This is a genomic window from Vogesella sp. (genome assembly GCF_046297735.1).
In the GTDB taxonomy this organism is placed as follows: Bacteria; Pseudomonadota; Gammaproteobacteria; order Burkholderiales; family Chromobacteriaceae; genus Vogesella; species Vogesella urethralis.
The window spans coordinates 38,788-50,870 of the sequence record NZ_JBKBHK010000014.1; the positions used below are offsets into that span (position 1 = coordinate 38,788).

The 12,083-nt window shown below is 60.7% G+C and carries 11 protein-coding genes; 7 read left to right on the forward strand and 4 right to left on the reverse strand.

The features are described from left to right. Positions 1-67: 67 nt before the first annotated feature. The gene (locus ACK4FZ_RS14500) at positions 68-469 is read right to left on the reverse strand and encodes a MerR family transcriptional regulator (RefSeq protein ID WP_144372031.1); all 402 of its coding nucleotides are present in this window, start codon (positions 467-469) and stop codon (positions 68-70) included. 129 nt (positions 470-598) lie between these two features. Here ACK4FZ_RS14500 and ACK4FZ_RS14505 point away from each other — a divergent pair, with 129 nt between their 5' ends. Together ACK4FZ_RS14505 and ACK4FZ_RS14510 are read left to right on the forward strand one after the other, a co-directional pair. Then, positions 599-2,290, forward strand: coding sequence for an AMP-binding protein (locus ACK4FZ_RS14505; protein WP_409822039.1), 1,692 nt, complete (start codon positions 599-601; stop codon positions 2,288-2,290). 483 nt (positions 2,291-2,773) lie between these two features. Further along, positions 2,774-3,433 (forward strand): UPF0149 family protein, encoded by a 660-nt coding sequence (locus ACK4FZ_RS14510; protein ID WP_409822041.1) that lies wholly within the window; start codon positions 2,774-2,776, stop codon positions 3,431-3,433. An 83-nt stretch (positions 3,434-3,516) separates the two neighbouring features. On the opposite strand, the gene ACK4FZ_RS14515 is transcribed toward ACK4FZ_RS14510, so the two are convergent. The 3 genes from ACK4FZ_RS14515 to ACK4FZ_RS14525 all read right to left on the reverse strand — a co-directional run bounded on the left by ACK4FZ_RS14515 (position 3,517) and on the right by ACK4FZ_RS14525 (position 6,842). Continuing rightward, on the reverse strand, positions 3,517-3,696 hold the full coding sequence (locus ACK4FZ_RS14515; protein ID WP_144372027.1) for a hypothetical protein: 180 nt from the start codon (positions 3,694-3,696) through the stop codon (positions 3,517-3,519). Between the two features lie 402 nt (positions 3,697-4,098). Then, the gene (locus ACK4FZ_RS14520) at positions 4,099-4,713 is read right to left on the reverse strand and encodes a flavin reductase family protein (RefSeq protein WP_409822043.1); all 615 of its coding nucleotides are present in this window, start codon (positions 4,711-4,713) and stop codon (positions 4,099-4,101) included. Between the two features lie 344 nt (positions 4,714-5,057). Beyond that, positions 5,058-6,842, reverse strand: a complete 1,785-nt coding sequence (locus ACK4FZ_RS14525) for an acyl-CoA dehydrogenase C-terminal domain-containing protein (RefSeq protein WP_409822045.1) — start codon at positions 6,840-6,842, stop codon at positions 5,058-5,060. Positions 6,843-7,044: 202 nt separating this feature from the next. Between ACK4FZ_RS14525 and ACK4FZ_RS14530 the strand changes: the two genes are divergently transcribed. From ACK4FZ_RS14530 to ACK4FZ_RS14550, 5 genes are all read left to right on the forward strand, one after another. Then, positions 7,045-7,608: a DUF2062 domain-containing protein gene (locus ACK4FZ_RS14530; protein WP_409822047.1), complete on the forward strand. Its 564-nt coding sequence runs from the start codon at positions 7,045-7,047 to the stop codon at positions 7,606-7,608. After that, positions 7,580-8,137, forward strand: a complete 558-nt coding sequence (locus tag ACK4FZ_RS14535) for an NUDIX domain-containing protein (RefSeq protein ID WP_409822049.1) — start codon at positions 7,580-7,582, stop codon at positions 8,135-8,137. The genes ACK4FZ_RS14530 and ACK4FZ_RS14535 overlap by 29 nt, the downstream gene beginning before the upstream one ends. Beyond that, a complete protein-coding gene (locus ACK4FZ_RS14540) occupies positions 8,124-8,444 on the forward strand; it encodes a PilZ domain-containing protein (protein WP_409822051.1) in 321 nt (106 codons plus the stop codon). The genes ACK4FZ_RS14535 and ACK4FZ_RS14540 overlap by 14 nt, the downstream gene beginning before the upstream one ends. Before the next feature lie 340 nt (positions 8,445-8,784). After that, positions 8,785-10,713, forward strand: a complete 1,929-nt coding sequence (locus ACK4FZ_RS14545) for a PrkA family serine protein kinase (protein ID WP_409822053.1) — start codon at positions 8,785-8,787, stop codon at positions 10,711-10,713. A 76-nt stretch (positions 10,714-10,789) separates the two neighbouring features. Continuing rightward, on the forward strand, positions 10,790-12,061 hold the full coding sequence (locus ACK4FZ_RS14550) for a YeaH/YhbH family protein (RefSeq protein WP_409822055.1): 1,272 nt from the start codon (positions 10,790-10,792) through the stop codon (positions 12,059-12,061). Positions 12,062-12,083 lie beyond the last annotated feature (22 nt).

Genomic DNA, 12,083 nt, shown 5'->3' on the forward strand with positions numbered 1-12,083 from the left:
TGACTTACGCTTACGTTAACGTCAATACGCAATGACAAAACCATCCTGCAGGATGGTGAAAAACGTCTCAGCTTGTGGCGTCTTTGCCGGTGACGGTGTCGATCACCTGGCGGCAATGGCCCTCCAGGGTAACGATTTCGGCCAGCACCGCGTCGATATCGCGGCGCTGTTCTTCCAGCTGCTTCTTGCGCTCGGACAAGAGCTGCAGCAGCTTCAGCGACTGGCTGGCTTCGTCGCGGGCCAGTTCGTACAGGTCGAGGATCTCGCGGATCTCCGACAGCGCCAAGCCAATGCGCTTGCCGCGCAGGATCAGCTTCAGCCGGGCGCGGTCGCGGTGGGTAAACAGCCGCTGGCGTCCTTCGCGCTGCGGCTCGATCAGGCCTTGTTCTTCGTAAAAGCGGATGGTGCGCAACGTGATGTCGAAATCGCGTGCGAGGTCGGAAATGGTAAAGAGGCGGTCGTCGCTCATGATGGTTCCTGTTGTTCTGCCGCGATTGTAGCGTTTTTTGCCCACCTTGCCCGTGGCGTGCTTGAGTTTACGTTAACGTAATAGTAAGTTGCACGCACAAAGACAACAGCATCCACCGGAGACTTCGCCATGACCCGCTTGCCCAGCTACGTGCACGGTACCAGTGCCACCCCGCTCATCGGCCAGACCATCGGCCAGTATTTCGACGACGCCTGCCAGCGCTACGCCGCGCGCGACGCCTTGATCGTGCGGCAACAGCAGGTGCGCTGGACCTACGCCGAGTTCGGCGAGCAGGTAACGCGGCTGGCCTGCGGCCTGCGCCGGCTGGGCTTGCAGCCGGGCGAGCGGGTAGGGATCTGGTCGCAGAACAATGTGGAATGGGTGCTGATGCAGTTTGCTACCGCCAAGGCAGGGCTGGTGCTGGTCAATATCAATCCGGCGTACCGCCGCAGCGAGCTGGAGTACGCGCTGAACAAGGTGGGCTGCCGCGCGCTGGTGTTGTCGCCCAGCTTCAAGAGCAGCGATTACCTGGCCATGGTGGCCGACCTGGCGCCGGAGCTGGCCGCCAGCGTGCCGGGCCAGCTGCACGCCGCGCGCTTGCCCGAGCTGCGCTGGGTGGTGCGCATGGGCGATGAAGCCACGCCGGGCATGCTGAACTTTGGCAGCCTGCTGGCGGAGGCCAGCCCAGAAGAGCGCGCCGCGTTGGCCGCCACCGCCGCCACGCTGCAGTTTGACGACGCCATCAACATCCAGTTTACCTCCGGCACCACCGGCAGCCCCAAGGGTGCCACGCTGACGCACCACAACATCCTCAACAACGGCTTTTTCGTCGGCGAGGCCATGCGCCTGGGCCCGGACGACCGGCTGTGCATCCCGGTGCCGCTGTACCACTGCTTCGGCATGGTGCTGGGCGTGCTGGCCTGCGTCACCCATGGCGCGGCAATGGTGTTCCCCAGCGAAGCGTTCGAGCCACTGGCGGTGCTAGAGGCGGTGCAGGCAGAGCGCTGTACCGCGCTGCACGGCGTGCCCACCATGTTCATCGCGGTGCTGGACCACCCGCGCTTTGCCGAATTCGACCTGGCCACGCTGCGCACCGGCATCATGGCCGGCAGCCCGTGCCCGATCGAGGTAATGAAGCGGGTGGTGGCGCAGATGCATATGGCCGAGGTCACCATCGCCTACGGCATGACCGAAACCAGCCCGGTAAGCTTCCAGAGCCACACCGACACGCCGGTGGAGAAAAAAGTAGCCACCGTTGGCCGCATCCACCCGCACGTGGAAGTGAAGATCGTGGATGCCAACGGCCGCATCGTGCCACGCGGCGACACCGGCGAACTGCTGACGCGCGGTTACTCGGTGATGCTGGGCTACTGGGGCGACCCGGCCAAAACGCGCGAAGCCATCGACGACGCCGGCTGGATGCACACCGGCGATCTGGCGGTGATGGACGACGACGGTTACTGCAATATCGTTGGCCGCGTGCAAGACATGGTGATACGCGGCGGCGAAAACATCTACCCGCGCGAGATCGAGGAGTTCCTCTACCGCCACCCCAAGGTGCAGGACGTGCAGGTGATCGGCGTGCCGGATGCCAAGTACGGCGAGGAGCTGTGCGCCTGGATACGCCTGCGCGAAGGGGAAAGCTGCAGCGCCGATGACATCCGCGCCTTTTGCGACGGGCAGATTGCCTATTACAAGATTCCGCGCTACATCGAGTTTGTCGACAGCTTTCCGATGACCATCACCGGCAAGATCCAGAAATTCGTCATGCGCCAGCAAATGAAGGAAAAACTGGGGCTGGACGAAGCCAGAACCGCCTGATGCCGTGCGGCCAACCCCGCCCGAGGCGTAATGCCAGTCAGTTAGCGCTGACTGGCGTTTTTTTTGGCTAGGGGTTTGTTGTGTTTGAAGAGTGCTAATGTGTCCGCTATGCGGACGATGATTAGATGCCGGTTCCGCCCGGCAGACGGGAAAGGGGGCGGATTGCCGCCCCCTTTTCATTCCCCCGCAACCCGGGGCTGCTCGAAACCCCGTTCAAAATGGCACGCCCCAGGCGCCGCCGAACTCGCCCCTCTCTAACGGCTCGGGGCTCAAACAAATCGGCGTCTTAAAACCTGGGGCGCACCATTTTGACCGGCTCGCGCCAACGGGATGGGGCGCTTCACTCACGTCCTGCTACTTGCAAACCAAGCACATTTGCCTAACTGACTGGCATTACGCCCGAGGCGGGGTTTTTTGTGCTGTCACAATTCTGTGGCAGCGTGAATGGGCTACAATGCGCGCCATACTTTTGGAGATTGCATCATGACCGAATTCAACGAAGCCGACCTCACCCGTCTGGAAACCCTGCTCACCCCGCTGTCGCAAGCCGGCACCACCATGCGCCCGGACGAGGTGCAAGGTTTCTTCGTAGCACTGGCCTGTGGCCCGGACCGTCTGGGTATCGACGACTGGCTGGGTGACGTGCTGGGTGATGCCCCGAGCTTTGAAGGCAGCGAGAACGAAGCCGAAGTGCGCGCGCTGCTGCAGAAATTCTACGATGCTACCGCCGAAGCGCTGGCCGATGGCGACCTGCCGGAGCTGGTGCTGTACAGCGACGACGACAGCGACGAGCCGGACTTCCGCCCGTGGTGCAACGCCTACATGTACGCCCTGGACGTGGTACCGACCGACTGGTTTGAAGCCGCTGACGACGAAGGCTTTGAAGAGCTGTTGATGCCGGTGATGGCGCTGGGCGGCATGTTCGACGCCGAAGAAGGCGAAGCGCCGCTGATGCAGTTCAGCGCCAGCGAGCTGGAAAGCTTCAAGGGCGAGCTGGACGACGCGGTACTGGCGGTTTACGCCTACTGGCGCGCCAAGGAAGCGGCCCCCACCACCGTGCGCAACGAAAACAAGGTTGGCCGCAACGACCCGTGCACCTGCGGCAGCGGCAAGAAGTACAAAGCCTGCTGCGGTCGCAATTAAGTGCAATCAGGCAGCAGAAAACCCCGCCTTGGCGGGGTTTTCTTATTGGCGTGGCAGGTGCGTGCTACGCAGCATGGCGGGGTTTAGGCCAGGCAGATGTGGGCATCCTGCTGGTAGCTGGCACTGGCAATACCCAGCGCCGAGCGGAAGGTAACTTGTACGCGGCGGCCCAGCTGACGGATGGACAGCACTTCAAAAGCGACCGGTTGGTTATCGATATGCTGGGTAACGCGGTCACCCGGTTTCAGTTCATTGATTTTCATAATGTGTTTCCTGCAGCACGCGGGCTGCTAATGGCACGCCGCCCGCTGCGGCACGGCCAGGCAAGCGGGTAGGGCGATGTATTAACTAAGGGGGTGTTGCCGGTGCAAGCCGGTAACATTAGCCGCCATCGAGCTGGCCATGCGGCCAGCGGCATCACGATGCGGCGTGTGCTTCGCGGTAGCCACCTTGGGGTGGCACGGGTCCGGAGCGGAACGGTGACAGTTTGCTGGTGCAGACTGTGTCGGAAGGCGACCGGCGGTCGCGACATTCGGGCCGAAGCGGGGGTGGCTGCCTGTATGTTTGCAGCCATCCGGAATGACGAGAGGCCGCATGTGGGCGGCCTCTTGGCGTGAAGCAACATGCACTATATCGGTAAGTGTTTGCTTTGTCTAGAAAAATGTTCAGCTTCCCAGCGTCGGGCGTGCCAAGCTGAAGTGCGGGCTGCCGTCGCAGTAGTGATCGCCGCCCAGTTTGCCCACTAGCGCTAACAGATCTGCTTGCAGTTTGCCATCCGCCAGCAGCGCGTCTTCCACCTCGATACCGACAATATCCAGCAGCACGATGGTACCGCCCATCGGCTGCGGGTCAATCACCTGCATGTCGCGCAGTCGGCACAAAAAGCGCACTGGCGCCCCGGCTACGCCGGGCACCGACAGCATGGGGTTGGCCGCAGCTTGCAAACCCGCTTCGGCCAGCTCGCTGATGTGCGGCGGGTAGGGGGCGCAGCTCTGGTTCATGGCTGCTGCCTGTGCCGGGCTGACCACGTTGACCACGCATTCGCCGTGCTGGCGCAGGTTGCGTAGCGTGTCCTTCATCTGGCCGTCGCGCGGGTTGACCTGGCTGAACAGCAGTACCGGCGGGGCGATGCTGGCCACGGTAAAGAAGGAAAACGGCGCCAGGTTGATGACGTGGTCGGCGTTGCGGGTGCAAATCCAGGCAATCGGGCGCGGCGAGACGGCGTGGGTCAGTAGCTGATAGCAGTCGCTGGCGGGCAAGGTAGCGGTGTCGAATAGCATGGCAGTTTTCCGGTTTGGCAAGGCAAATACTATATAATTATATATATTTATGGCTTTGTATTGGCGCAAGCGTCGTCGTCAGCCATTCTTAAACGGCGCGGTGCTTGGTGACAGTTGCCGCAATCGCACGCTGTGTCACTGCACTGGCCAGCCGGGGCGACTAAAGACAAAGCCTGCTTGCGGGGGCAAGCAGGCTTTGACATCGAGGCAGCACGGTCACGGAGCCAAAGCCTTTTAAAGTAAAGCGACCTGGCTTTACCGCAGCCTGTTAAGCCGGTAAGGCTACTGTATTGGCAGCGCCCCTGCCAGCGGGCTGACAGGGGCGGTGCAGGGCGAGCGGTGGCTTAGAAGGCGAACTGCTCGTCGTCCAGTGCCATCAGCGGCTTGGCGCCGCCTTTGATGCTGGCTTTCAGGCTTTCCACTTCCGGCAGCAGCTTGGCAAAGTAGAAGCGCGCGGTGGCGATCTTGGCTTTGTAGAAGTCGTCGCTGGCAGCGTCCTGCTTGGCGTAGGCCACTTCGGCCATGCGCGCCCACAGCCAGGCGTAGGTGAGGTGGCCCACCAGACGCAGGTAGTCGGTGGCGGCGGCGCCGGCTTCGTCACGGTCCTTCATGGCGGCCATGCCGATGCCCATAGTGATGTCACCGACGTCTTTCAGCAGCTTGGCCAGCGGTGCCACGAACTCGGCCAGCTGGGCATTGCCTTCGTTGGCCTGGCAGAACTTGTGGATCTGCTTGGTGAACTTGCGCAGCTTCTGGCCCTGATCCAGCAGCACCTTGCGGCCCAGCAGGTCGATAGCCTGGATGCCGTTGGTGCCTTCGTAGATCTGCGAAATGCGGCAGTCGCGCACCAGCTGCTCCATGCCCCATTCGCGGATGAAGCCGTGGCCGCCAAATACCTGCATGCCCAGGTTGGCCGCGATGTAGCCGTTGTCGGTCATGAACGCTTTGGCTACCGGGGTCAGCAGGGCTACCAGATCGGCAGCTTCGGCGCGCGCTTCGGCGTCCGGGTGTTTCTCTTCGATGTCCAGCTGCAATGCCAGTAGCGCGGCCAGCGCACGGCCGGCTTCGGTATAGGCTTTTTGCGTCAGCAGCATGCGGCGCACGTCGGGGTGCACGATGATGGGGTCGGCGGCTTTCTCGGGGAACTTGGCGCCGGCCATGGCGCGCATTTGCAGACGCTCGCGGGCGTAGGCCAGCGCGCCCTGGAACGAGGCTTCGCCGATGCCCAGGCCTTGCATGCCGCAACCGAGTCGGGCGGCGTTCATCATGGTAAACATGCAGGCCAGACCCTTGTTGGCTTCGCCGATCAGGTAGCCTTTGGCACCGTCCAGGTTGATGACGGCAGTGGCGTTGGCCTTGATGCCCATCTTGTGTTCCAGGCTGCCGCAGTACACGGTGTTGCGGCTGCCATCGGCGTGGAATTTGGGCACGATGAACAGCGAAATGCCTTTGACGTCTTTGGGGGCATCCGGCAGGCGCGCCAGCACCAGGTGGATGATGTTGTCGGACAGATCGTGCTCGCCAGCCGAGATGAAGATCTTGGTGCCGGTAATGCTGTAGCTGCCGTCGGCATTAGGTTCGGCTTTGGTTTTCAGCAGGCCCAGGTCGGTGCCGCAGTGCGGTTCGGTCAGGCACATGGTGCCGGTCCAGCTGCCGTCTACCAGGTGCGGCAGATAGGTGGCTTTTTGCTCTTCGGTACCGTGTGCATGAATGGCAGAATAGGCGCCGTGCGACAGGCCGGGGTACATCGACCACGCTACGTTGGCGGAGCACTGCATTTCGATGATGGGGAAAGAAAGCGTCTTGGGCATGCCCTGACCACCGTAGGCCGGGTCACAGTCCAGCGCGGTAAAGCCCAGTTCGCAGAATTGCTTGTACGCTTCCTTGAAGCCTACCGGCGTGGTAACCGACTTGGTGGCGGGGTCGAAATTGCAGCCTTCTTCATCGGCTTGACGGTTCAGCGGCGCCAACTCGTTTTCGCAAAACTGGGCGGCGGCTTCCAGATAGGAACTGAAGATATCCTGGGTGGCTTCCTCGTAACCGGGCAGACCGGACAAAACATCTTGAACCTTGATCACCTCGTTCAGGACAAAGTCGAAGTCGCGCAGGGGAGCTTTGTAGCTGGGCATGTCTCTTCTCCAGTGTTGTCGCAGCGCAGGGCTGCTTCCTCGTGTTGGCCGCTGCCGGCCTGTTTGTGTTGCCATGACGCATGGCACGACGCCGTCACTTCGGACAGCAATGTGATCGATTATAGAACCAGTTCAAACGCTTGTTTTAATTTTTTGTGATTTTTCACCCTATGTCATTACCCGCCATTACCCAGGAGCAGCCATGTCAGTCGTAAAACGTCGTCTTCGCCACTTGATGCATCGTCTGCATGATTGGGTGCGTCAACCCGGCATGGATTGGCTGCAAGTACATCTGGACAAGGAAGCGCTGTGGTCGATACAGCGTCGCCCCATCGCCGGCGCCATTGCCGTTGGCTTGTTTGCAGGCTTGATGCCGGGGCCGACACAGATGCTGTCGGCAGGCATGCTAGCGTTGTATTTTCGCACTAACCTGCCACTGGCCTTGCTGTGTACCCTTTACACCAACCCGCTTACCATCGTGCCGTTGTATTTCGTGGCCTACCGGCTGGGCCGGCTCTTACTCGGCCAGGGCGACACGGCTACAATGCCTGACATGCCCGATGGCAGCTGGTTTGAAATGATGAGCTGGTTGCCGCAATGGCTCAGCCACCATGGACAACCGCTGCTGCTGGGTGTTCCGGCTCTGGGCCTGATCTTGGCCGTTGTCGGTTACATTGCGGTGATGGCTGGCTGGCGCTGGGCGGTGGCTAGACAATGGCGAAACAGAAAGACAAAGCGTGGATCTCACCGAAAAGCAGTTGAATAGCGAGCAGGTTTTCGAAGGCCGCTTCCTGAAAGTGCGGCGCGACACGGTCAGCTTGCCGGATGGTGCCCAAGCGTATCGCGAGTTCATCCGCCACCCCGGTGCGGTGGCTGTGCTGGCGCTGACCGACGACGGCAGGCTGGTGATGGAGCGGCAGTACCGCTACCCGGCGGCCCAGACCTTCATCGAGATTCCCGCCGGCAAGATCGACCCGCACGAACCGCCGGCCGACACTGCCCGTCGCGAGCTGCTGGAAGAAACCGGCTACCAGGCCAGCCAGTGGCGCTATCTGGGCAAGGCGTTTCCCTGCATCGGCTATGCGGATGAAGTCATCCACTACTATCTGGCAACCGGGCTGACGCTGTCGGCCCGCCAGCTGGACGAGGGCGAGTTTCTCGAGGTAATGCTGTTGCCGGTGGACGAGGTGCAAGCCATGTCGCTGGATGGCCGTATCACCGATAGCAAAACCCTGGTCGGCCTGCACTGGTTGGCCGCATGGCAACAAGGAAAACTGCCCGGTGAAGCCCTTTGACACCCACTATCACGATCGCCGCGTAGGCCGTCGCCTGCGCATGGGCTGCCGTGCCAAGATGAAGTCGCTGCACACCGGTGAAACCCACTATGGCGAGTGCGTGGACTTGTCGGTAGACGGCATGGCCATCCGCTGCATGTATGTACCGCAGCATGGCGAGCGGCTAGAAGTGATCGTGATCGTGCCGGGCGTTGGCAACATGCCAATGAAGCCGCTGGAGGCGCTGGTGGAAGTGCGCCGCTGCAACGAGGTAGAGCGCGGCAAATTGTATGAAATCGGCGCCCGCATCATTGATCGCCGGCAATGACGAAAAAATTTTTGTCACCGTGAAACAAGGCCGGCTGCATGCCGGCCTTGTGCTTTTTGATGTTATCTGGCTGTGGGGTTAATTTTTTCCTTCTTTAAGTATTTGATCTGGAATAGGGTTTTTCTCCTGGCCGTATTTTCTGCAAAACCCTTGTTAGTCTGATGGTTTTTGTATATGCGTTTTTGCATAACGATAGCTTTAGATTTTGTACTTGCCTTTTTTTTGCTGTGCTATACCCAAACAAAGAACAGGTTTTCCGCGTCAGCAGACTAATAGGCAAGGGGGAGCATGGTGCACCGCACCGTGGCGTCTTGCTTGCCTCTAACAGGAGGGTCACGCCATGAGCCCGGACATCTTCAGCCACTACGCATCCCGTTACGATCGCACCCGCGAAGAAGAATTCACCATCCAGGAGTACCTGGAAATCTGCAAGCGCGACCGCGTGGCTTACGCCAGCGCGGCCGAGCGCATGCTGATGGCCATTGGTGAGCCGGAGGTGATTGATACCCGTCACGACTCCCGCCTGTCCCGCGTGTTCAGCAACAAGGTGATCCGCGTCTACCCGGCGTTCCGCGACTTCTTCGGCATGGAAGAAGTCATCGAACAGGTGGTGGCCTACTTCCGTCACGCCGCCCAGGGCCTGGAAGAGAAGAAACAGATTCTCTACCTGCTGGGCCCGGTAGGCGGCGGTAAATCGTCGATCGCCGAAAAGCTCAAGGAGCTCACCGAGCGCGTGCCGTTCTACGCCATCAAGGGCAGCCCGGTGAACGAGTCGCCGCTGGGCCTGTTCAACTTTGACGAAGACGGCCCCATCCTGGAAGAACAATACGGCATTCCGCGCCGCTACCTGCGTGCCATCCCCAGCCCGTGGGCGGTCAAGCGCCTGCACGAGTTCAACGGCGACATCAGCCAGTTCCGCGTGGTCAAACGCTACCCGTCGGTACTGAAGCAAGTGGGCGTGGCCAAAACCGAGCCGGGCGACGAAAACAACCAGGACATCTCCAGCCTGGTGGGCAAGGTGGACATCCGCAAACTGGAAAGCTACGCCCAGGACGACCCGGACGCCTACAGCTACAGCGGCGGCCTGTGCCTGGCCAACCAGGGTCTGCTGGAATTCGTGGAAATGTTCAAGGCGCCAATCAAGGTGCTGCACCCGCTGCTGACCGCCACCCAGGAAGGCAACTTCAAGGGCACCGAAGGCTTTGGCGCCATTCCGTTCGACGGCATCGTGCTGGCGCACAGCAACGAAAGCGAATGGAAGCAGTTCCGCAACAACAAGAACAACGAAGCCTTCCTCGACCGTATCTACATCGTGAAGGTGCCGTACTGCCTGCGCGTGTCGGACGAGATCAAGATCTACGACAAGCTGATCCGCAACTCTTCGCTGGGTGGCGCGCCGTGCGCACCGGGCACGCTGAAGATGATGGCGCAGTTTGCCGTGCTGTCGCGGCTGAAAGACCCGGAAAACTCCAGCCTGTACAGCAAGATGCTGGTGTACGACGGTGAAAACCTGAAAGACACCGATCCGAAGGCCAAGTCGCACCAGGAATACCGCGACTTTGCCGGCGTGGACGAGGGAATGAACGGCCTGTCCACCCGCTTTGCCTACAAGATCCTGTCCAAGGTGTTCAACTTCGACCACACCGAAGTGGCGGCCAACCCGGTACACCTGATGTACGTGCTGGAACAGCAGGTAGAGCGCGAGCAGTTCCCGGCCGACACCGAGCAGAAATACCTGACTTTCCTGAAGGAGTACCTGGCGCCCAAGTACGTGGAGTTCATCGGCAAGGAAATCCAGACCGCCTACCTGGAAAGCTACAGCGAGTACGGCCAGAACATCTTTGACCGTTACGTCACCTTTGCCGACTTCTGGATCCAGGACCAGGAGTACCGCGACCCGGATACCGGCGAGAACTTCGACCGTACCTCGCTGAACGCAGAGCTGGAAAAAATCGAGAAGCCTGCCGGCATCTCCAACCCGAAAGACTTCCGCAACGAGATCGTCAACTTCGTACTGCGGGCCCGGGCCAACAATGCCGGCAACAACCCGACCTGGACCAGCTACGAGAAGCTGCGCACCGTGATCGAGAAGAAAATGTTCTCGAACACCGAAGAGCTGCTGCCGGTGATCAGCTTTAACGCCAAGGCCAGTGCCGACGAAGCCAAGAAACACGAAGACTTCGTCAACCGCATGGTCACCAAGGGCTACACGCCGAAGCAGGTACGCCTGCTGTGCGAATGGTATCTGCGTGTACGCAAGTCGTCCTGAGCAGTAACGGCACAGGGTTGGCCGCAACGCGGTTGCGGCCAACCCGTCACCGTGACAACACGGCTAGGAGGCAAGCATGTCGCACATTATCGACAGAAGACTGAACGGCAAGAACAAATCCGCCGTCAACCGCGAGCGCTTTTTGCGCCGTTTCAAAGCCCAGATCAAGGAAGCCGTCGGCAAGGCCATCAAGGGGCGCAGCATCACCGACATTGAAAGCGGCGAGAACGTGTCCATTCCGGTGAAGGACATCTCGGAGCCGTCGTTCCACCACGGCCGTGGCGGTGTGGGCGAGCACGTGCACCCGGGCAACGAGGAGTTCATCGAAGGCGACCGCATCAAGCGGCCGCAGGGCGGCGGTAGCGGTGGTGGCGGTGGCAAAGCCAGCAACGAAGGCGAGGGGGAAGACGACTTTGCCTTCCAGCTGTCGCGCGAAGAATTCATGAACGTGTTCTTCGAAGACCTGGCGCTGCCCAACCTGGTGAAAACCCAACTGATGGGCATCGAAGAGATGAAACCGGTGCGCGCCGGCTACACCAACGACGGCACGCCGGCCAACATCAGCATCGTGCGCAGCCTGCGCGGTGCGCTAGCGCGGCGCGTGGCCATGGCGGCACCCACGCTGGCCCGCCTGCGCGAAGCCGAAGAAGACCTGGACACGCTGCTGGAGTCGGACGACGACAACGGCGTGGAAGTGCGCGAGCGCCGTCGCCACATCCATGCGCTGCGCGAAAAGATCAACCACATCCCGTTCATCGACCCGTTCGACCTGCGCTACAACAACCGCGTCAAACAGCCCAAACCCACCAGCAAGGCGGTGATGTTCTGCCTGATGGACGTGTCCGGCTCGATGGACGAGGGCAAGAAGGACATGGCCAAGCGCTTCTTCATCCTGCTGTACCTGTTCTTGCAGCGCAATTACGAGAAGATCGAAGTGGTGTTCATCCGCCACCACACCAGTGCGGTGGAGGTGAACGAGCACGACTTCTTCCACTCGCGCGAATCGGGCGGCACCGTGGTGTCGTCGGCGTTGAACCTGATGGCCGATATCGTGAAGAAACGCTATGCCAACAGCGAATGGAACATCTATGCCGCCCAGGCGTCCGACGGCGACAACTGGGACAGCGACTCGGCCAACTGCGGCAAGATCCTGCAGGAAAACATCCTGCCGTGGTGCCAGTACTACGCGTACATCGAAATCACCGAAGGCGAGCCGCAAAACCTGTGGTACGAGTACCTGCGCGTGGGCGAGCAAAGCAAGCACTTTGCCATGCAGAAAATCCGCTCGCCGGCTGATATCTATCCGGTTTTCCGCGAACTCTTCAAGCGGCAGCCGGCCACCCGTTAAGGTTGGCCGCAGACCGCAGCGC